Source organism: Kitasatospora sp. NPDC058046 (assembly GCF_042885595.1).
Classification (GTDB): Bacteria; Actinomycetota; Actinomycetes; order Streptomycetales; family Streptomycetaceae; genus Kitasatospora.
Genome location: NZ_JBHVRS010000002.1, coordinates 75,811 through 95,722 on the forward strand (window position 1 = coordinate 75,811; position 19,912 = coordinate 95,722).

Sequence of the window (19,912 nt, forward strand, 5' to 3'; positions counted from 1 at the left end):
GAATCGTCACCAAAAACCCCGGGCGCCCGACAGCTGCGAGGATGGGGACCGTGACAGGAGTACTCGTTCTCGCAGGCACCCCCATCGGCGACGTCTCGGACGCCCCGCCCCGGCTCGTCGACGAACTGGCCACGGCGGACGTGATCGCGGCCGAGGACACCCGGCGGCTGCGCCGGCTCACCCAGGCACTCGGGGTGACCCCGGCGGGCCGGGTGGTCTCCTACTTCGAGGGGAACGAGGTCGGCCGCACCCCCGAACTGGTCGAGGCGCTGCTCGGCGGCGCCCGGGTGCTGCTGGTCACCGACGCCGGCATGCCCTCGGTCTCCGACCCCGGCTACCGGCTGGTCGCCGCCGCCGTGGCCGCCGACGTCAAGGTCACCGCGGTGCCCGGGCCCTCGGCGGTGCTCACCGCCCTCGCGCTGTCCGGCCTGCCGGTGGACCGCTTCACCTTCGAGGGCTTCCTGCCGCGCAAGAGCGGCGACCGGGCCCGGCAGCTCGCCTCGATCGCCGCCGAACCGCGCACCATGGTCTTCTTCGAGGCGCCGCACCGGATCGCCGAGGCGCTGACCGCGATGGCCGGGGCGTTCGGGCCGGAGCGGCCGGCCGCCGTCTGCCGCGAGCTCACCAAGACCTACGAGGAGGTCAAGCGCGGGCCGATCGGCGAGCTGGCCGCCTGGGCGGCCGAGGGCGTCAGGGGCGAGATCACCGTCGTGGTCGCCGGCGCCCCGCCGGCCGCGCCCCAGGAGCTCACCCCGGCCGAGCTGGCCCGGCTGGTGGCCGTCCGCGAGGAGGCCGGGGAGCGCCGCAAGGAGGCCATCGCGGCCGTCGCGGTGGAGCTCTCGCTGCCCAAGCGGGAGGTCTTCGACGCGGTCGTGGCGGCGAAGCGGGAAGGCCTGGAAAGCGGCCTGGGAAAGGGGTGAATTCCGGGGGTTGCGTTGCTCACGGGGAGTCGTACCGTGGAGAGAAGGCCCCGGTAAACACCAGCTGAGCTGAAGTTTCGGCCGCGCTTCCCGGACCCTGCGAGGATTTTCGTATAGGTCTGACCAACGCGCATCCAAGTCTTCACAAGCCGGGCATCGGCCGGGGCGGTCCGGGCATTTCCTGGAAGGGAAAGACCCAGCCGGACGAGCGTCCGGCGGGCGCTGGGAGACGGCCATGAGCGATGTAGTCGGTACCCCCCGCAGTGGCAGCGCACTGAGCACCGCCGGTCTGGCCGGCCGGCCGCACACTCCCGTCGAGACCGTACGGGAGGCCTACTCCTTCGCGTGCCTGCGCTGCGGGTACGGCTGGGAGCAGGCGTACGACATCGAACACCACGTGGCCAACGACGGGCACGTCGTGTTCGAGTACCACGCCAACGGCGTCCGGGTGCCGTCCCCGCTGCTCAAGCCGACCTGCCCGGGCTGCGGCGGCCACACCGTGCGGATCATGCGCGAGGGCCGGGTCGCCTCCGCCGACCAGGCCTGGCAGCACGCCCCCGGCTACCCGGCGCACGCCGAGCCGGCCGGGGCGCCCGCGGCGGCCGAGCCCACCCGGCCGCGCGGACGCTGGGCCCGGTTCTGGTCGCGGCTGCTGGGCTGACACCGGGGCGACGGAACGGGGACCGCCCCCGGCCGGGAACAACTCGGTCGAGGGCGGTCCGCGTGCCCGACTAAGCTTTCCGACCATGGCGGCCACTGCAGACCACAGCACCACCGGGGCGAGCACCCCGGCGTACTACGTTTCCACCCCGATCTACTACGTCAACGATCGCCCGCACCTCGGCCACGCGTACACCACCGTGGCGGGCGACGTCCTCACCCGCTGGCACCGCCAGCGCGGCGAGAAGGTGTGGTACCTGACCGGCACCGACGAGCACGGTCAGAAGATCATGCGGACCGCCGAGGCGAACGGCGTCAGCCCGCAGGAGTGGTGCGACAAGCTGGTCGAGGAGGCCTGGAAGCCGCTCTGGCAGCACCTGGAGATCGCCAACGACGACTTCATCCGCACCACCGAGGAGCGGCACACCGCCCGGGTGCAGGAGTTCGTCCAGGACCTGTACGACAAGGGCGAGATCTACAAGGGCGGCTACTCCGGCCCGTACTGCGTCGGCTGCGAGGAGTTCAAGCTCCCCTCCGAGCTGCTCGACGGCGCCACCGAGGACGAGAAGCTCTGCTCCGTGCACAAGCGGCCCGTCGAGTGGCTGGAGGAGGAGAACTACTTCTTCCGCCTCTCCGCCTACGGCCCGCAGCTGCTGGAGTTCTACGCGGCGAACCCGGACTTCATCCAGCCCGCCTCGGCCCGCAACGAGGTGCTGCGCTTCGTCGAGCAGGACCTCAAGGACCTCTCGATCTCCCGCTCCACCTTCGACTGGGGCGTGCCGCTGCCCTGGGACGAGAAGCACGTCCTCTACGTGTGGGTCGACGCGCTGCAGAACTACATCACCGCGGCCGGCTACGGCAGCGACCCGGAGCGCTTCGCCGAGCTGTGGCCCGCCTCGGTCCACCTCGTCGGCAAGGACATCCTGCGGTTCCACGCCGTCATCTGGCCCGCCATGCTGATGGCCGCCGGGCTGCCGCTGCCCAAGCGGGTCGTCGCCAACGGCTGGCTGATGGTCGGCGGCGAGAAGATGTCCAAGTCCAACCTGACCGGCATCGCGCCCACCGACCTCACCTCGCACTTCGGCGTGGACGCGTACCGCTACTACTTCCTGCGGGCGATCCCGTTCGGCACCGACGGCTCGTTCTCCTGGGAGGACTTCACCGCCCGGTACACCTCCGAGCTGGCCAACGACTTCGGCAACCTGGCCTCCCGGGTCGCCGCGATGGTCGGCAAGTACTTCGACGGGGTGCTGCCCGCCGCCACCGCCGCGGGCGACGCCGAGCAGGCCGTCGCCGACGGGCTGACCAGGGCCGTCGAGACGGCCGACCGGAAGATCGGCGAGGAGCTGGACTTCGCCGGCGGCCTCGCGGCGATCTTCGAGTTCGTCAAGCAGGTCAACGGCTACCTCACCGAGCAGGAGCCCTGGAAGGTCGCCAAGGACGACTCGGCCGAGGGCCGGGCCCGCCTGGCCACCATCCTCTACACCGCCGCCGAGGCGCTGCGCGCCACCGCCGTGCTGCTCAACCCGGTGATGCCGACCACCGCCGAGAAGCTGTGGGTCTCGCTGGGCGCCGAGGCCGCCGGGCTGGGCGCGCTCTCCGCGCAGACCGTCGCCACCGTCGCCGACTGGGGCCGGCTGCCCGCCGGTGCCACCGTCACCAAGGGCGAGATCCTCTTCCCGCGCCTCGAAGAGAAGCCGACCGCCTGACATGGCCGCCAAGGACGACGCCCGGTCGACCCCGCCGCCGCTGCCGGAACCCCTGGCAGTGGCGGTGGCCGACTCGCACACCCACCTCGACATGCAGTCCGGCACCCCCGCCGAGGGCCTGGCGAAGGCCGCCTCGGTCGGGGTCACCACGGTGGTCCAGGTGGGCTGCGACGTGCCCGGCTCGCGCTGGGCCGCCGAACTGGCGGCGCAGTACGAGCAGGTGCACGCGGCCGTCGCCCTGCACCCGAACGAGGCGCCGCGGATCTTCCTCGGCGACGCGGACGGCTGGTCCGGCCAGCAGCGGAAGGCCGGCGGCACCGCCGCGCTCGACGAGGCGCTCGCCGAGATCGACCGGCTCGCCGCACTGCCGCAGGTGGTGGCAGTCGGCGAGACCGGCCTGGACTACTTCCGCACCGGGCCCGAGGGCGTGGACATCCAGAAGGAGTCGTTCCGCCGCCACATCGAGATGGCCAAGCGGCACGGCAAGGCCCTGGTCATCCACGACCGGGACGCCCACGAGGACGTCATCGCCGTCCTGCTGGCGGAGGGCGCCCCGGAGCGGACGGTCTTCCACTGCTACTCCGGCGACGCGCAGATGGCGAAGACCTGCGCCGAGCACGGCTGGTACCTCTCCTTCGCCGGCCCGGTCACCTTCAAGGCCAACCAGCCGCTGCGCGACGCCCTGCTCGCCACCCCGCTGGACCGGATCCTGGTCGAGACCGACGCCCCCTTCCTCACCCCGCACCCGTACCGCGGCCGCCCGAACGCCCCGTACCTGATCCCGGTCACGGTGCGCTCGATGGCCGCCACCCTGGGCCTGGCCGAGGACGAGCTGTCCACGGCCATCGCGGCGAACACCGCCCGGGCCTTCGGGTACTGACGCCGGGGCCCGGGGCCCGAGCGTGCGGTCGGGGCCCCGTCCGGATCGGCGCGTCCGGACGGCGGCCCCGGCGCCCGTATCCTTGGCGCGTGAGCACCACCGACCCCACCTCTGACAGCCGCCCCCAGCCTCCGGCCGGGGGGACCCCCTTGCTGGGCAGTGCCGACATCCGGGAGCTGGCGGCCGCGTTCGGCGTGAAGCCGACCAAGCAGCGCGGGCAGAACTTCGTCATCGACGGCAACACCGTGCGGCGGATCGTCCGGGCCGCCGAGGTGACGGAGCAGGACGCGGTGGTGGAGGTCGGGCCCGGGCTCGGCTCGCTCACGCTGGCGCTGCTGGAGGTCGCGCGGCACGTGACCGCGGTCGAGATCGACCCGGTGCTGGCGCGGCACCTGCCGGACACCGTCGCCGCCCGGATGCCCGGCAAGGCGGACGCCTTCGACCTGGTGTTCAGCGACGCCATGGAGGTCACCGAGCTGCCCGGCCCGGCGCCCACCGCGCTGGTCGCCAACCTCCCGTACAACGTCGCGGTGCCCGTCCTGCTGCACATGCTGGCGACCTTCCCCAGCATCGAGCGGACCCTGGTGATGGTGCAGAGCGAGGTCGCCGACCGGCTCGCCGCCAAGCCGGGCAACAAGGTGTACGGCGTCCCGTCGGTCAAGGCCAACTGGTACGCCGAGGTGAAGCGGGCCGGCGCCATCGGGCGGAACGTGTTCTGGCCCGCCCCCAACGTCGACTCCGGGCTGGTCTCGCTGATCCGCCGCGAGCCGCCGAAGACCAGCGCCAGCCGCGAGGAGGTGTTCGCGGTGGTCGACGCCGCGTTCGCCCAGCGGCGCAAGACCCTGCGCGCCGCGCTGGCCGGCTGGGCGGGCTCCGCCGCCGGGGCCGAGCAGGCGCTCGCGGCGGCCGGCATCGACCACAGGCTGCGCGGCGAGATGCTGACGGTGGAGCAGTTCGCCGCGATCGCCGAGCACAAGCCCGCCCAGGCCGAGGGGGCCGCGGAGGCCGGTCAGCGGACCGGCCGGGCCGGGGCCGCCGAGCGCAAGCCGGTCCGGTCCGCGGCTGCCGAGCCCGGGGCCGCCGAGCCCGGGGCCGCCGAGCCCGCTGAGCCGGCGCCCGCGTCCGCCGAGCAGACGACCGAGGACAGCGAGTGATCACCGTACGGGTACCGGCCAAGGTCAACGTCCAGCTGGGGGTCGGCGGGCTGCGCGCCGACGGCTTCCACGACCTGGCCAACGTCTTCTTCGCCGTCGCCCTCGGGGACGAGGTCACCGCCACCGCGGCCGAGGGCGTGACGCTGAGCTGCTCCGGGCCGGACGCCGCCGTCGTCCCGCTGGACGACAGCAACCTCGCCGCCCGCGCCGCCCGGCTGCTCGCCGCCCACCACGGCATCGCCGACCCGGGCGTGCACCTGCACATCGCCAAGGCCATCCCGGTGGCCGGCGGCATGGCCGGGGGCAGCGCCGACGGCGCGGCCGCGCTGGTCGCCTGCGACGCGCTCTGGCAGCTGGACACCCCGCTCCCCGTGCTGCTGGAGCTGGCCGCCGAACTCGGCTCCGACGTGCCGTTCGCCCTGGTCGGCGGCGTCGCCCTCGGCCGCGGCCGCGGCGAGATCCTGGAGCCGCTGGCCGTCGAGGGCAGCTTCCACTGGGTCTTCGCGGTCGCCGAGGGCGGCCTGTCCACCCCCGCCGTGTTCCGCGAGTGCGACCGGCTGCGCGAGGAGGCCGGCACCGGCTCCAGCGACACCGACGTCCCCACCCCGGACGCCGACCCGGCGCTGCTCGCCGCCCTCGCCGAGGGCGACCCCGTCGCCCTGGCCGCAGCCCTCGCCAACGACCTCCAGCCCGCCGCGCTCTCGCTGCGCCCCGCACTCGCCGCCACCCTGCGGGCCGGCACCGAGGCGGGCGCGCTCGGGGCACTGGTCTCCGGCTCCGGGCCGACCTGCGCCTTCCTGGTCAAGGACGCCGAGGCCGCCGCCGCGGTCGCCGGGGCGCTGCGGGCCTCCGGCACCTGCCGGACCGCGCACGCCACCCACGGGCCGGTGCCGGGGGCGTCCGTCGCGGGCTGACGCGGTGAGGCCGCTGCGGCGGGCCCATTAGGCTGGGGAGATCGGGGTGTCCCGAGAGGGGCATCCGGCCGTCGAGCGGCGGGCCGCCCCGCGACCGCCGAACCCTGGAGCGCAGCACACGTGGCCGTCAACCTCGCCACCATCGAGTCCGTCACGAAGGTCTACGGCACCCGCGCCCTGCTGGACGCGGTCAGCCTGGGCGTCAGCGAGGGCGACCGGATCGGCGTCGTCGGCCGCAACGGCGACGGCAAGACCACCCTGATCCGGATGCTCGCCAAGCTGGAGGAGCCCGACGGCGGCCGGATCACCTGGAACGGCGGCCTCGAACCGGCCGTCCTCACCCAGCACGACTCGCTCGACCCGAAGGCCACCATCCGGCACGAGGTGATCGCGGGCCGGGCCGACCACGAGTGGCTCGGCGACGCCCGCATCCGCGACATCATCGAAGGCCTCTTCGGCGGCCTCGACCTGCCCGGCTTCGCCGACGGCCTGGACACCGTCATCGGCCCGCTCTCCGGCGGCGAGCGCCGCCGGATCGCCCTCGCCAAGCTGCTGCTCGGCTCGCCCGAACTGATCATCCTGGACGAGCCCACCAACCACCTCGACGTCGAGGGCATCAACTGGCTCGCCCAGCACCTGCAGAAGCGCCGCTCCGCGCTCGTCTGCGTCACCCACGACCGCTGGTTCCTCGACCAGGTCTGCACCCGGATGTGGGACGTCCAGAACGGCGAGGTGCACGAGTACGAGGGCGGCTACTCCGACTACGTCTTCGCCCGCGCCGAGCGCTCCCGGATCGAGGCCGTCGAGGAGCAGAAGCGCCAGAACATGGCCCGCAAGGAGCTGGCCTGGCTGCGCCGCGGCGCCCCCGCCCGCACCTCCAAGCCGCGCTACCGGATCGAGGCCGCCAACGCCCTGATCGCGGACGTGCCGGACCCGCGCGACACGTCCGAGCTGATGAAGTTCGCCAACGCGCGGCTCGGGAAGACGGTCTTCGAGCTGGAGGGCGTGACCGTCACGGCCGGCCCGAAGCTGCTGCTGGAGAACCTCACCTGGCAGCTCGGCCCCGGCGACCGGATCGGCCTGCTCGGCGTCAACGGCGCCGGCAAGACCTCGCTGCTGCGCGCGATGCGCGACGCGTACGCCTCCGAGGGCGACGTCCAGCCGGCGTCGGGCGTCATCAAGGTCGGCAAGACCGTGCGGCTGGCCTACCTGTCGCAGGAGGTCGCCGAACTGGACCCGGCGACCCGGGTGCTCCAGGCCGTCGAGCAGGTCCGCTCGCGGGTCGACCTCGGCAAGGGCCGGGAGATGAGCGCCGGCCAGCTGTGCGAGCAGTTCGGCTTCGGCAAGGACAAGCAGTGGACGCCGGTCGGCGACCTGTCCGGCGGCGAGCGCCGCCGCCTCCAGCTGCTGCGTCTGCTGATGGACGAGCCCAACGTGCTGTTCCTGGACGAGCCCACCAACGACCTGGACATCGAGACGCTCAACCAGCTGGAGGACCTGCTCGACGGCTGGCCCGGCTCGATGGTCGTCATCAGCCACGACCGCTTCTTCATCGAGCGCACCACGGACACCGTCCACGCGCTGCTCGGCGACAAGAAGATGCGGATGCTGCCGAACGGCGTCGACGAGTACCTGGAGCGCCGGGCCAGGATGGCCGCCGCGGCCACCGCCGCCGCTCAGGCCGGCGCCGCCGCCCCGACCGCCACGGCCGTCGCGGAGGACGGGGGCGCGGCCCCCGCGCTGTCCGGCGGGGACCTGCGGGCGGCGAAGAAGGAGATGCAGAAGCTGGAGCGGCAGATCGCCAAGCTGGACGAGAAGGAGTCCAAGCTGCACGCCCAACTCGCCGAGCACGCCGCCGACTTCTCCAAGGTCGCGGAGCTGGACGCGCAGCTGCGCGCGGTCCGGGACGAGAAGGAGGAGCTGGAGATGGGCTGGCTGGAGCTGGCCGAGCAGGTCTGAGCTAGTCGTCCGGTCGGGTACGGAGGAGCGCTTCGAGCTCCTCCGCCGCACGGCCCAGTGCGCTGCGCGTCGGGTCGTGCGGGGCGGGTGCTGCGACTGTCGGGGTCGCCGTGGCTGCCGGGGACGTCGGGGGTGTCGGCGCGCTTGGGGCCGTCGGCGGGCGGTGCGCGCGGGCGCTGGCGGTCAGTTCGTCCAACGCGCGCCGTACCCGGTCGACCTCGGCCGGGTCCGGCACCCGGCCGCCGTACCGGATCTGCGCCGCGAAGGCCGCCACCGCGCCGCCCAGCCGCTCCAGCGCCGCCGTCGCCGGCAGCCACCGCTCGGCCAGCCGGCCGGTGGGCGGCGGCTCGGCCAGTCCCTGCTGCACCTCCCGGCGGGCGTCCGCCAGGGCCCGGTAGGCCGTACGGCGCAGCCACACCTGGGCGGTTCCGGTCCGGCCGCTGTCCTGGCCGCTGTTCGGGCCGCTGCCCGGGCCGTCGTCCTGGCCGGCGCCGCGGACGACGGCGTCCAGGTAGGCCCGCAGCGCCGTCGTCGCGTCGACCAGCCTGGGCTCGATCCGGTGGCGCGGGCGCTCCGGCCACAGCAGGTAGCCGAAGAGCAGCACGATCGCGCTGGCCAGCACGGTGTCCAGGACCCGGGGCCAGAACTCGGCGGCGCTGCTCTGCCCGCCGAGCTGGAGCAGGACCAGCGCCATCGGCGTCATCACCACGGTGTTCAGCCCGTAGTGCGCCGCCGTGGCGTACGGGAGCAGGGCCACGCAGCCGGCGGCCATCGCGGTCAGCGCCCACTCGTCGGTGGTGGCCATGAGCAGCGCCGCGGTCACCGCCACCCCGAGCACCGTGCCGACCGAGCGGCTCACCGCGCGCAGGAACACCGAGCCGAGGTCCGGCTTCAGCACGAAGGCGATCGTCATCGGCACCCAGTAGCTCTTGCTGAGCGGGTAGTTGGCGGTGACCGCCGAACCGACCGCGATGCACAGCGCGACCCGCAGCCCGTACCGGACCGACCCCCGGGACAGCAGCCGCACCCGCAGCCGCCAGGGGTCCGGCGGCGGCGCGGGGGCGGTGCCGAGCCGGGTGTCGCGGCCGGCCACGGTGTCGGCGGCGGCGCGCAGGGCCACGTCCAGGGCCTGCCGCGAGGGGGTGTCGGGCCGCCAGTCGGGGACGGCGACCTCGCCGCCGCCCCGCCGCACGGCGGCCGCCAGCCGGTTCGGCACCTCGGCCACCTCGGGCGGGACCGGGCGGCGCGCCCACAGCAGGCCGGTCGCCGCCTCGGTGGCGGCGAGGGCGGCCTCGTACATCCGGGCCCGGCGGTTCTGCCTGCTTCGGTGGTCCTGCCGTTCCCGGCGGTCCCTCCGATGCGTGCCGAGGAGGTCCTGGAGCTGGTTCAGGCGGGCCGTCAACACCTGGCGCGAGGCCCCCGCCCGCGGGCCGCCCAGGTCGGCGAGCGTACGGCCGAGCGCGTCGTACGCGGCGGCCAGCGCCCGGTTGCGCGGATCCGCGGCAGGCCGGTTCGGCGCACCCGCCGGCAGCCCGAGCAGCACCACGAACGCGGCCCCGACCGGCAGCATCGGCGCCGCCGCCCACCACGGCTGCGGCAACGGCATCCCACTGCCCAGCGCCGCCGACACCAGCAGCAGCATCCCCGCCGCCGAACCGCGCGGACCGGTCGCACTCAGCGCACCCGAGGCGAAAGCGGTCAGCGTCAGCGCGACACCCAGGACGAGGCCGTCCGCGTCCGCGTGCTGGAGCGCGGTGCCGATCAGCATGCCGAGCGCCGAGGCGAGGACCGCCGTCCCGATCCGGGCGGCCCGCAACCTGCCCGGCTCGGCCCGGTCGTTCATCGTCGCGTGCATCGCCCCGAGCCCCGCGAACACCCCCAGATCCAGCCGGTGCACCAGCAGCCCCACCGCCAACGGCACCGCCATGCCCACCGCCGCCCGCACCATCAGCGCCACCGGCACCGGCGGCCGCGCGGGCCGCGCGGCACGGGCCCACCAGGGGGAAGGGGAGACGTCGGGAGAGCTCACGCGGTCACGTCCGTTCTGCGGCCTGGGGTCGCTGCTGTGCGACATTGCGCGGCAGATGGGGCGTACCGGGTCAGTCTACCCAGGCCGTCCGCGGCGGCTCCCACATGTCAAGTTCGTACCGATCGCGTACGGGCGGGCCAAGGTCCCTGCCGGTCCGACAGAGGCGATGGCTACGATGACGGAGGCGGAAACCGTCCACAGGGCGGACGGTGTACCGACCAGGACGGTACGACCCAGAAGTTGACGGTGTGTTGCGGAACGCGGCCGCCCGGGACGCCCCGGGCGCGGCGGGCCGTACGGGGGAGAGGTGAACTGCCGTGGCAGGCAATGGTGCAACTAGTTCGGGGACGCCGACTCCGTCAGCGAGTCCGTCGCCCAGTCCTACGCCGACACCCTCGGCGAGTCCTACGCCCAGCCCGTCGCCGAGCCCGGCCCCGAGCCCTACGACGACTGCCGCGCCCAGCCCTTCGGCCAACCCGGCACCCAGCGCGTCGGGGGCCGACCCGGGCAGCCAGGGGGCGTCCGGCGGCTCGGCGCCGTTCATGCTGGACCAGCAGTTCCCATGGCCTTTCGGCGCGATCAACATCGCCCCCATCGTCAGCACCGTGCAGACGAACGTCAGCGCCGGTGACCTGGTGGCGGCCTTCGGCAAGCAGGACGTCCAGATCGAGCTCGACACGCTCAAGACGTTCGCCGGGAAGGTCGAGGCCCTGCTCGCCGCGATGGAGGGCTCGGCGGCCGCGCCGTACAAGCTCCAGGAACAGAAGGTCACCCAGGGCAGCTTCGTCAACGGGGCGGACGCCGGGAGGTTCCCGGAAGCGGTGGCTCTGAACACCGCCTACGGCAAGGTGCACGAGCAGCTCGTCAAGCTCCACAAGGACTTCGTGGCTCAGATCGAGGCGATGACGACGGCGGTCGCGAAGACGGCCAGCTCGTACGCGAGCAACGAGGAGCAGACGACAGCGGCTCAGAACGCGGTGGCGAAGGACGCGGGCGTCACCTCGCCGTCGGCGGGGTCGAACGGGACTGCACCGAAGTCCAAGGACATGAACTTCTGACAGCGGTGCGGGGAGAGACCTACGGGGAGACGGGGAGCACATCATGGCAGGAACAACAGACTTCGGCGGTATCGACCACCCTGTACTCAAGGGGATGGTCGACGGCGCGAAGCCGACAGAGGTACTGAAACGAGCGGGCCAGCTCCAGGACGCCGGCCGCGTCCTGTCGGAGCTCAGCACTGCTCTTCAGGCACACCTGGGCAAGGTCACATGGGAAGGCCCGGCGGCCGAGAACTTCAAGACCTGGGTCGGGAACCTGTACAAGTCCGCGGCGATCATTTCGCAGCACGCCACGACCGCCGGCGGCGCGATGACCCAGGCCGGCGAGGCGCTCAGCACCGCCCGGTCCGCGGTGCCCAAGCCGCCGGAGACCGAGATCCAGACGATGAACAGGCACAACAGCCAGTCGACTCTGCTCAACGTCCCCCAGCTTGCCGTCGGCCAGACCGTCGACGACTACATGAAGACGGTCAACCCCAAGTGGGTGACGGCGGCGGAGTTCAACCAGGCCAAGGCGAAGGTCGAGAAGGAGCACCAGGAAGCCATTCTCCAGATGGAGAAGCTGGCCCAGGCGTACAGCGCTGCGACGACGACGCTGAACGGGATCGACGACAACGTCTCGTTGCCGGGGACGCCTGGCACCGGCGGTGACCGCGACAGCAAGACGACCTATCCGGTTGGCGGCGGAAGCGGTGGTGGCCAAGGGGGTTCTGTCCGCAATCCGCGTTCGGGTGGCGGAAGCGTCGGCGGTGGCTCCGACCCGTCCGGTGGCGGCTACGGCGGAGGAAAGGTCCTGCCCCGTGACCCGGGCCCGGGCGGCCCCGGCCCGTCCAACCCGGGCAACACCCCGCCCCCGCCGCACGGTGGCGGCGGCCAGCTGCCGCCCGCGCCGCAGGACCCGGGGACCTCGGTCTCGCCGTCGTACCCGTCGGACCCGGTCAACCGTCCGGGCACCGACCTCAACAGCCTGCCGACCCTGCCGACCCTGCCCACGCAGACCGGTCCGTACGGCCCCGGCGGCGGCCAGCTGCCGACGGACGGACCGACCACCCTTCCCGGCTACCCGAACGGGCCGAGTGGCCCGGGAGGCGGGCCCGGCGTTCCCGGTGGCGGCCCGGTCACGGGCTTCCCGGGTGGACCGGGCGGCGGCACCGTCCCGACCAAGGGCGGTGGCAGCGGGTACGTCCCGGGCAAGGGCGGCGGCCAGATCCCGGTGCGCACGACCCCGTTCGGTGGCGGCCCCGGGCAGGGGAGGAGCGGCACCCCTGGCCTGCCCAGCGGGACGGTCTTCGGCGCCCGTGAGGCGGGGCCGGGAGGCGGCGGCCGGGTCGGTGGGCCCGGTGGCATGGGCGGCGGCATGCACCCCGGCATGGGCGGTGCCCACGGCGGTGCGGTCGGCGCCGGCGGAGGCTCGCGCGGCCGGGGCCTGTCCTCGACCACGGGTGGCACAGTCGGTGGCCGCAAGGGCCCGACGGCCGGTGGGGAGTTCACGCCGGGCGGTACCGGTCTGCGCAACCGCGCGGCGGGTGCCGGCGAGGGCGGCCCCCAGGCCAGGCAGAACGGCATGATGGCCCCCGGAGCGGCGGGCCACGGCGGCCGGAAGGAGCGCGACCGCCGCCAGCGGGCCGACTACCTGCACGAGGACGAGGAGACCTGGACCAGCGGTACGCCGCACAGCAATCCGGACGTGATTGAGTAGGACGGCAACGACTGCCCGGCCACTGGGCACCCCCAGTGGCCGGGCAGTCTTGTTCGGGGCACGCTTCCCGGTCGACGGAGAGATTGACGAGGAGTTGTGATGGGGCGGACGAACGCGCGGGCGCGTTGGCGAGTGCTTGCCACTGCGGTCCTGGTTGCGGGGGCCCTGGCCGGATCGGCCGCAGCGCCAGCACTTGCTGACGGTTCGATCCGTGCCAACCAATGGCATCTAGATGCCATGCATGCCCCGGACATGTGGAAGACCACCAAGGGCGACGGGATCACTGTTGCGGTGATCGACGGAGGCTTCAAGCTTGACCATCCAGACCTGGCAGGACAGTTTTTGCCGGGTAAGGATTTCAGCGGCAGCCCCGGCGGCGTCGGGCTCGACGTTGGAGGTCATGGGACTCAGATGGCCAGTCTCATTGCGGGGACTGGAAAAGGCCAAGGGGGGGGCGGGGCTTACGGGCTGGCGCCTGGGGTTAAGGTCCTGCCGCTGAAGATCGCCAACGGCTCCGAGGGGTCGTCGATCTCGTCGGATTTCCTCGGCCAGATCGGCCAGGCGGTTGACTACGCGGTGAGCCAAGGCGCCAAGGTCATCAATATTTCCCAGGGTATGGCCGCAGTGCAGACTTCCTCAACGGACGTCGCCAAGCTGAACCGGATCCTTGCGAATGCGAGGGCTAAGGGGGCGCTGGTGGTCTCCAGTGTGGGAAATTCTGCGCAGGACGGAAATCTTGCGGAGTATCCAGGTGCCTTGCCGAATGTTGTCGGCGTCGGAGCCATCAACCGAAGCGGCACCGTGACGGCGGAGTCCCAGACGGGGCCGCAGGTCGCACTCGTGGGGCCGGGGGAGGACATGGTAGAGGCCTGTACCTCTGAAACCGGGTACTGCAAGAGTCACGGAACGTCCGACGCAACTGCTCTGGTGTCCGCCTCGGCGGCATTGGTCTGGTCGGTCCACAAGGACTGGACCGCGAATCAGGTCCTGCGGGTCCTCATCAATACGGCGAGCAGGCCGAACGGGGGAGCGGTTCGCACGGACGATGCCGGCTGGGGTGCGGTGCGGCCGCGTATTGCTCTGACGGATCCGGGTGATCCGGGCCCGGCGAACGTGTCGCCGCTTCCGGCTGACGCGGCTACGCCGTCGGCGGCTCCGCTGCCGTCGGCTAGCGGGTCTGCTGCTGCCTCGGCGGTGCCGGTCCCGGTTGAGACTCCGACCGACGTGGCCGCCGGTGCGCCGTCGGTGCAGCCGAAGGCTGAGACGTCGTCGGGCTCGGGCGGCGCGTTGCCGATCGTGGCGGGTGTGGTGGCCGGGTTGGTGCTGGTGGCCGGTGTGGTGATCGCGGTGGTGCGGCGTCGGAAGTCGGCCGCGCAGCCCGAGGCGGCCCAGGTGCCGCCGGTGCCGTCGCAGCAGCCGATGGGGGCGGTGCCGCCGGCGCCGTCGTCGTACCAGCCGCCGGTTCCGCCGGAGGACAACCCGTACGCGAGGTAGTTCACGTTGTTGGGGGAACGCAGGATGTGGGTTCGTCGGCTTGTGGCCCTGGGGGCTGTGAGCCTGTGCCTGGTGGGGACCGCGGTGCCGTCGGCTGTCGCGGATGGCTCGATTCGTGCTGATCAGTGGCACTTGGACGCGATGCACGCTCCGGAGATGTGGAAGGTCTCCAAAGGGGCGAACGTCACTGTCGCGGTGATCGACGACGGCTTCAAGCTTGATCATCCGGACCTGGCAGGGCAGTTCTTGCCGGGCAAGGACCTCAGTGGAAGCCCGGGTGGGGTCGGATCCTTTGCGGACAACCATGGCACGATGATGGCCGGTCTCATCGCGGGGACCGGGAAGTCGGACGGCGGCAAGGGGGCCTATGGACTCGCTCCTGGCGCCAAGATTCTTCCGGTGAAGATCGCCAATGGATCCGAGCGGGCAGTGGTTTCGGCCGATTTCCTGGATCAGATCGGGCAGGCGGTGACGTACGCGGTCGAGCAGGGCGCCAAGGTCGTCAACATTTCGCAGGGAACGGCCGCCGTTACGACTTCTTCGGCTGATCTGGAGAAGTTGAACAAGATCCTGGCGTGGGCTCGGGCCAAGGGATCGCTGGTGGTCGCGAGCGTTGGAAACTCGGGTGACAAGGGGAACATCGTCGAATACCCGGGCGCCCTGCCCAACGTGGTCGGGGTAGGGGCTTCGGACCGGAACGGCACGGTCACCGCCGAGTCCGAGCGCGGTCCGCAGGTTGTCTTCGTCGCTCCCGGTATGGACATGATCGGGGCCTGTGCGGGCGGCACGGGGTACTGCAAGGGTCACGGTACGTCGGATGCGACCGCGATGGTGTCGGCCTCGGCGGCCTTGGTGTGGTCGGTGCATCCGGACTGGACGGCGAATCAGGTCCTGCGGGTTCTCATCAATACCGCGGGGAAGGCGAATGACGGGTCCGGTCGCAATGACCTCATCGGTTTCGGTGCGGTGCGGCCGCGTATCGCGTTGACGGATCCGGGGGATCCCGGCCCCGCTGACGTGTCGCCGCTTCCGGCTGACGCGGTTGTGCCGTCGGTGGCTCCGTCGCCTTCGGCGAGTGCGCCCGCTCCTGCGCCAGTGCTGCCGAGTCCGGCCGAGGCGGCCGTTGGTGTGCCGTCGGCGCGGCCGAAGGCTGAGGTGGCGTCGGGTTCGGGCAGTGGTGCGGTGCCGGTCGTCGCGGGGGTGGTGGCCGGGTTGGTGTTGGTGGCGGGGGTGGTGTTCGCGGTGGTGTGGCGGCGGAAGTCGGCTGTGCGGCCTCGGGTGGCTCAGGTGTCGCTGGTGCCGCCGCCGGACCTGCCGGCGTACCGGCCGCAGGTGCCGCCGGAGGACAACCCGTACGCGAGGTAGCCGGGTTGCCGCGTTGCCGGGCAGCCGCGCAGGCGGGTCGGCAGAGGTGTGAGGGCGTCAGGTGCATCCTGGCGCCCTCGCGCACGTCGGGGGCGTGGGGCGGCGGGTGTGCGCCGGGGTCACTCGGGTGGAGGCTGGTGGGGGCGGGGTGGGGGTGGCGAGGGTGGTGGTATGGATGCGGAGGGTGCTTGGCGGGTCGGGCAGGTGCGGCGGGCGGCGGCTGCGGCGCTGATCGGGACGGCGATCGAGTTCTACGACTTCTTCATTTACGGGACGGCGGCCGCGTTGGTGTTCGGGCCGGTGTTCTTTCCCGGGTTGGGCACGGTGGGGGCGCTGTTGGCGGCGTTCTCGGTGTACGCGGTGGCGTTCCTGGCCCGGCCGGTGGGGGCGGTGGTGTTCGGGCACTTCGGGGACCGGGTGGGGCGGAAGGCGACGCTGGTGGTGTCGCTGCTGCTGATGGGGTTGGCGACGGCGGCGGTGGGGCTGTTGCCGGGGTTCGGGGCGTGGGGGTGGTGGGCGCCGGCGGTGCTGGTGGTGCTGCGGGTGTGCCAGGGCGTCGGGTTGGGCGGGGAGTGGGGCGGGGCGGCGCTGCTGATCGCGGAGAACGCGCCGGCCGGGCGGCGGGGGCGGTACGGGGGGTTCCTGCAACTGGGGCCGACGATCGGGTTCGTGCTGGCGAACGGGGTGTTCCTGGCGCTGCAACTCGGCCTGGACGAGGGGGCGTTCCGCGCGTGGGGTTGGCGGGTGCCGTTCCTGGCCTCGTTCGTCCTGGTCGCGGTGGGGCTGTTCGTGCGGCTGCGGGTCGAGGAGTCGCCGCTGTTCCGGACGGAGGGGCGGCGGGAGCGGCTGCCGGTGCTGGAGGTGCTGCGGGGGCACTGGCGTCCGGTGCTGGCGGGCGGCGGGGCGATCACCGTGGGGTACGCGTTGTTCTACCTGACCACGACGTACGCGCTGGCGTACGCGACGACCGGGCTCGGGGTGGCGAGCACGGTGGTGCTGTCGATGCTGCTGGTCGGGGCGGTGGGCATGGCCGCGACGGTGTGGTTGAGCGCCTCGCGCAGTGACCGTTGGGGGCGGCGGCGGACCTTGCGGTGGGCGACGGCTCTGGCCGCGGTCTGGTCGCCGGTGCTGTTCCCGCTGTTGGAGACGGTGAGCCGGCCGCTGATGTTCGTCGGGCTGGCGGGGGCGATGGTGGTGCTGGGCTGCATGTTCGGGCCGTTGGCGGCGTTCCTGCCGGAGCTGTTCCCGACCCGGGTGCGCTACACGGGCGCGGCGCTGACGTACAACCTGGGTGGTGTGGTCGGCGGTGCGACGACGCCGCTGGTGGCCACCCGGCTGACCGGCGCGTACGGGACGGCGCAGCCGGTGGGCTGGTACCTGGCGGTGCTGGGTGTGCTGGCCCTGGGGTGCCTGCGGATGCTGCCGGAGAACACCGGTGCGGAGCTCGGCTCGCTGGACGGTGTGGCGGGCGGGGTGACGGGCGGGGTGACGGGCGGTGCGGCGGACGGTGCCGAACTCGGTGCGGCGGACGGCCCGGTGGACGGCGGAGGCCGCCGGGCGCCCCGGTTGGGGACGGATCCGGCGGCCTGACGAGGGGTGGGCTCAGCCGGCCAGGGCGGCGCGGCCGGCCAGCACGACGGCGGTGTGCCGGGCGACGCGGTCGCCGAGGTGCTCGGCGGTGGCGATGTCGGACTTGTGGACGGCCTCCGGGCCGGCGTCGGCCGGGGAGGACGCGGCGGCGCCGTTGGAGAAGCCGAGCCGGTTGAGGTCGTCCTCGGAGGCGGTGGTGGCGTTCCAGCCGGGCTTGAGGCCGAGGTTGACCCAGCTCATGCCGTGCTGGGCGGCGAGGGTCTGGAAGAAGAAGAGGGTGCCCGCCTTGTCGCCGCTCTTGGAGGCGGAGTTGGTGAAGCCGGCCGCGACCTTGTCCTTCCAGGAGTCGGAGAACCAGCGCTTGCTGGTGGCCTCGGCGAAGACGTGGAAGGCGCCGGAGGCGGTGCCCATGTAGGTGGGGGAGCCGAAGACGATCGCGTCGGCGGCGTCCAGCTGGGCCCACTGCTCCTCGGTGATGGTGTCGACGGCGATCGTGACGACCTCGGCACCCGCGGCGGCGGCGCCACGGGCGACGGCCTCGGCGATCACGGCGGTGTGGCCGTAGCCGGAGTGGTAGGCGAGGGCGACGGTCGGACGGACGGCGGTCATGCGGCGCTCCAGGGGACGGGTGCGGGCCGGCGCGGTGGCCGGCGGGCAGGCGTGGGGACGGGACGGGGCGGGCGCACCGCGGTGGCGGCGGGCCCCGGCTCCGTTGGTCTCCAATATAGACCAGGTCTCCATTGGTTACCAAGGGTGGATTGGAGACCGCAGGGCTACCCTGGACGCATGACGACGGAGCAAGCGGCCCGGGCCGGGACCGGACAACCCGCGGAGCAGGACGCGAAGGAAGTGCGGACCGCGCAGGAAGCACGGGACGCGAAGGAAGCGCGGGACGCACGGGGGGAGCCGGATGAGTCGGACGAGCCGGAGTACGACGTGTTCGCCCAGCTCTGTCCCAGCCGCGCGGTCTTCGCCGAGCTGGCCGACAAGTGGTCGATGCTGATCCTGATGAGCCTCCTCGGCTGCGGGCCGCAGCGCTTCTCCGAACTCCAGCGCGGGGTCGGCGGGGTCAGCCGCAAGATGCTCACCCAGTCGCTGCGCAACCTGGAGCGCAGCGGGCTGGTGCTCCGTACGGTCTTCCCGGAGACGCCGCCGCGGGTGGTCTACGACCTGCTGCCGCTCGGTCGCGAACTGGCCGAGCTGCTCGCGCCGGTCGGCCGGTGGACGGAGCACCGCGCCAGGCGGATGGTGGCGGCCCGCGAGGAGTTCGACGCGGTGCACGGCGAGGACTGAGTCGGCGCGTGGCGACGGCCGGGAGGGCCGGTGCGGCGAGGTCCGGGCCGGCCGGCGGCGGGGGCCGGAGGCCGATTTCCCTTCCGGGCCCGGAGCCGTGTAATGTCTTCCTTGTTCGACCGGCCCGGTGAAAAGCCCGGCAAGCCCCTATAGCTCAGTCGGTAGAGCGTCTCCATGGTAAGGAGAAGGTCTGCGGTTCGATTCCGCATGGGGGCTCCACTGAAAGACCCTCGCCTCACGGCGGGGGTCTTTCGCGTTTCCCGACCGGTTCCGCGGCCCGACACGCCACGGCCTAGCGGGTCGGGTACGGAATGCGCTGTGATGGTGCGTCATCGGCCGCCCGCCCGAGGGGTGCGGGCGCGAGCCGAACCCCGACCGGGAGGGTGTCATGGGTGTTCGACTCGTCGTGGTGGACGACCACCGGCTGCTGGCCGAAGCGCTGGCCACCGCACTTCAGCTGCGCGGCCACCGGGTGCTGGCGGTCGGCTCCCCGGCCGGTGTCGCCGCCGATCTGGTGGTCGGGCGGCGGCCCGAGGTGTGTCTGCTGGGGGTGGCCGCGCCGGGGGAGTCGGGTGCCTTCGACGGGCTGCGCCGGATCCGCCGGGAGCGCCCCGAGGTGGCCGTGATCGTGCTCGGTCCGGTGGGCGAACTGCGCGGAGTGGCAGGGGCGTTCGCGGCCGGCGCGGCCGGGTACGTGCCCAGCGACGAGCGGATCGAGGTGGTCGAGCGGGCCATCGGGCGGGCGCGCGCGGGCGAGGCCGCGGTCGCGGTGGACATCCTGCGCGGCGCCTTCGACCAACTGCTGCGCCCGGCGGCCGAACCGGACGACGAGGCCGTCCGGCTGCTGCGGCTGCTGACCCGCCGTGAGGTGCAGGTGCTGGCCCGGATCGCGGACGGCGAGGACACCGCGGCGATCGCCGCCGGGATGCGGATCGCCGCCAGCACCGCCCGGACGCACGTCCAGCGGGTGCTGATGAAGCTCGGCGCGCGGACCCGGCTGGAGGCGGCCGCGGTGGCGGCGCGCACCGGTCTGCTGGAGCGGATGGCCGGCGGCTGAGGAGTTGGTGAGAAGGCTGGAAGCAGTCGTCCGGGTGGCGCGGAGCACCCCGGTGGGATTGGGAGAATGACCCCAGTCGTACGGATTCCGTCGACGGCTTCCGCCCGACCGGGCGGACCGTCGTTCGCTGG

At 72.9% G+C, this 19,912-nt stretch carries 16 protein-coding genes and 1 tRNA gene; 15 read left to right on the forward strand and 2 right to left on the reverse strand.

The window, feature by feature from the left end:
- The first annotated feature begins 50 nt into the window (after positions 1-50).
- The 7 genes from rsmI (at position 51) to ACFVU7_RS04415 (ending at position 8,196) form a co-directional block, all read left to right on the forward strand.
- A complete protein-coding gene (gene rsmI, locus ACFVU7_RS04385; protein WP_117489273.1) occupies positions 51-920 on the forward strand; it encodes a 16S rRNA (cytidine(1402)-2'-O)-methyltransferase in 870 nt (289 codons plus the stop codon).
- A gap of 235 nt (positions 921-1,155) precedes the next feature.
- Positions 1,156-1,581 carry a hypothetical protein gene (locus ACFVU7_RS04390; protein ID WP_181970659.1) on the forward strand — a complete coding sequence of 142 codons (426 nt, stop codon included), beginning with the start codon at positions 1,156-1,158 and terminating at the stop codon, positions 1,579-1,581.
- 85 nt (positions 1,582-1,666) lie between these two features.
- Positions 1,667-3,289: a methionine--tRNA ligase gene (metG, locus tag ACFVU7_RS04395; protein WP_375876017.1), complete on the forward strand. Its 1,623-nt coding sequence runs from the start codon at positions 1,667-1,669 to the stop codon at positions 3,287-3,289.
- 1 nt (position 3,290) lies between these two features.
- Positions 3,291-4,169, forward strand: a complete 879-nt coding sequence (locus ACFVU7_RS04400; RefSeq protein ID WP_388044255.1) for a TatD family hydrolase — start codon at positions 3,291-3,293, stop codon at positions 4,167-4,169.
- Between the two features lie 89 nt (positions 4,170-4,258).
- The gene (gene rsmA / locus ACFVU7_RS04405) at positions 4,259-5,323 is read left to right on the forward strand and encodes a 16S rRNA (adenine(1518)-N(6)/adenine(1519)-N(6))-dimethyltransferase RsmA (protein WP_388044258.1); all 1,065 of its coding nucleotides are present in this window, start codon (positions 4,259-4,261) and stop codon (positions 5,321-5,323) included.
- Positions 5,320-6,237, forward strand: coding sequence for a 4-(cytidine 5'-diphospho)-2-C-methyl-D-erythritol kinase (locus ACFVU7_RS04410; RefSeq protein ID WP_388044261.1), 918 nt, complete (start codon positions 5,320-5,322; stop codon positions 6,235-6,237). The genes rsmA and ACFVU7_RS04410 overlap by 4 nt, the downstream gene beginning before the upstream one ends.
- 120 nt (positions 6,238-6,357) lie before the next feature.
- Entirely contained in the window at positions 6,358-8,196 is a 1,839-nt protein-coding gene (locus ACFVU7_RS04415) for an ABC-F family ATP-binding cassette domain-containing protein (protein ID WP_117489280.1), read from the forward strand.
- Position 8,197: 1 nt separating this feature from the next.
- On the opposite strand, the gene ACFVU7_RS04420 is transcribed toward ACFVU7_RS04415, so the two are convergent.
- Entirely contained in the window at positions 8,198-10,225 is a 2,028-nt protein-coding gene (locus tag ACFVU7_RS04420; protein ID WP_388044264.1) for an FUSC family protein, read from the reverse strand.
- Between the two features lie 542 nt (positions 10,226-10,767).
- Here ACFVU7_RS04420 and ACFVU7_RS04425 point away from each other — a divergent pair.
- From ACFVU7_RS04425 to ACFVU7_RS04445, 5 genes are all read left to right on the forward strand, one after another.
- On the forward strand, positions 10,768-11,283 hold the full coding sequence (locus ACFVU7_RS04425; RefSeq protein ID WP_375876022.1) for a hypothetical protein: 516 nt from the start codon (positions 10,768-10,770) through the stop codon (positions 11,281-11,283).
- A gap of 43 nt (positions 11,284-11,326) precedes the next feature.
- Positions 11,327-12,982 (forward strand): WXG100 family type VII secretion target, encoded by a 1,656-nt coding sequence (locus tag ACFVU7_RS04430; RefSeq protein ID WP_388044266.1) that lies wholly within the window; start codon positions 11,327-11,329, stop codon positions 12,980-12,982.
- 252 nt (positions 12,983-13,234) lie between these two features.
- Complete coding sequence (locus ACFVU7_RS04435; protein WP_388044267.1) at positions 13,235-14,476, forward strand: S8 family serine peptidase; 1,242 nt, start codon at positions 13,235-13,237, stop codon at positions 14,474-14,476.
- 24 nt (positions 14,477-14,500) lie between these two features.
- Complete coding sequence (gene mycP / locus ACFVU7_RS04440) at positions 14,501-15,841, forward strand: type VII secretion-associated serine protease mycosin (RefSeq protein ID WP_388044268.1); 1,341 nt, start codon at positions 14,501-14,503, stop codon at positions 15,839-15,841.
- A gap of 171 nt (positions 15,842-16,012) precedes the next feature.
- A complete protein-coding gene (locus tag ACFVU7_RS04445) occupies positions 16,013-17,431 on the forward strand; it encodes an MFS transporter (RefSeq protein ID WP_388044269.1) in 1,419 nt (472 codons plus the stop codon).
- A gap of 12 nt (positions 17,432-17,443) precedes the next feature.
- Here the strand turns inward: ACFVU7_RS04445 and ACFVU7_RS04450 are convergent, their stop codons facing one another.
- Positions 17,444-18,040: a flavodoxin family protein gene (locus tag ACFVU7_RS04450; RefSeq protein ID WP_049653702.1), complete on the reverse strand. Its 597-nt coding sequence runs from the start codon at positions 18,038-18,040 to the stop codon at positions 17,444-17,446.
- 177 nt (positions 18,041-18,217) lie between these two features.
- Here ACFVU7_RS04450 and ACFVU7_RS04455 point away from each other — a divergent pair, with 177 nt between their 5' ends.
- The 3 genes from ACFVU7_RS04455 (at position 18,218) to ACFVU7_RS04465 (ending at position 19,781) form a co-directional block, all read left to right on the forward strand.
- A complete protein-coding gene (locus tag ACFVU7_RS04455; protein ID WP_388044270.1) occupies positions 18,218-18,724 on the forward strand; it encodes a winged helix-turn-helix transcriptional regulator in 507 nt (168 codons plus the stop codon).
- Positions 18,725-18,867: 143 nt separating this feature from the next.
- Positions 18,868-18,943 (forward strand) — tRNA-Thr (locus tag ACFVU7_RS04460).
- Between the two features lie 169 nt (positions 18,944-19,112).
- The gene (locus tag ACFVU7_RS04465; protein WP_049653699.1) at positions 19,113-19,781 is read left to right on the forward strand and encodes a response regulator transcription factor; all 669 of its coding nucleotides are present in this window, start codon (positions 19,113-19,115) and stop codon (positions 19,779-19,781) included.
- Positions 19,782-19,912: the final 131 nt, after the last annotated feature.

Excerpts from the sequence above, each read along its gene's own strand:
- ACFVU7_RS04390 (WP_181970659.1), top strand. The coding sequence starts at position 1,156 with ATGAGCGATGTAGTCGGTACCCCCCGCAGTGGCAGCGCACTGAGCACC.
- metG (WP_375876017.1), top strand. The coding sequence starts at position 1,667 with ATGGCGGCCACTGCAGACCACAGCACCACCGGGGCGAGCACCCCGGCG.
- ACFVU7_RS04400 (WP_388044255.1), top strand. The coding sequence starts at position 3,291 with ATGGCCGCCAAGGACGACGCCCGGTCGACCCCGCCGCCGCTGCCGGAA.
- ACFVU7_RS04425 (WP_375876022.1), top strand. The coding sequence starts at position 10,768 with ATGCTGGACCAGCAGTTCCCATGGCCTTTCGGCGCGATCAACATCGCC.
- ACFVU7_RS04430 (WP_388044266.1), top strand. The coding sequence starts at position 11,327 with ATGGCAGGAACAACAGACTTCGGCGGTATCGACCACCCTGTACTCAAG.
- ACFVU7_RS04435 (WP_388044267.1), top strand. The coding sequence starts at position 13,235 with ATGTGGAAGACCACCAAGGGCGACGGGATCACTGTTGCGGTGATCGAC.
- mycP (WP_388044268.1), top strand. The coding sequence starts at position 14,501 with ATGTGGGTTCGTCGGCTTGTGGCCCTGGGGGCTGTGAGCCTGTGCCTG.
- ACFVU7_RS04445 (WP_388044269.1), top strand. The coding sequence starts at position 16,013 with ATGGATGCGGAGGGTGCTTGGCGGGTCGGGCAGGTGCGGCGGGCGGCG.
- ACFVU7_RS04450 (WP_049653702.1), bottom strand. The coding sequence starts at position 18,040 with ATGACCGCCGTCCGTCCGACCGTCGCCCTCGCCTACCACTCCGGCTAC.
- ACFVU7_RS04455 (WP_388044270.1), top strand. The coding sequence starts at position 18,218 with ATGACGACGGAGCAAGCGGCCCGGGCCGGGACCGGACAACCCGCGGAG.
- ACFVU7_RS04465 (WP_049653699.1), top strand. The coding sequence starts at position 19,113 with ATGGGTGTTCGACTCGTCGTGGTGGACGACCACCGGCTGCTGGCCGAA.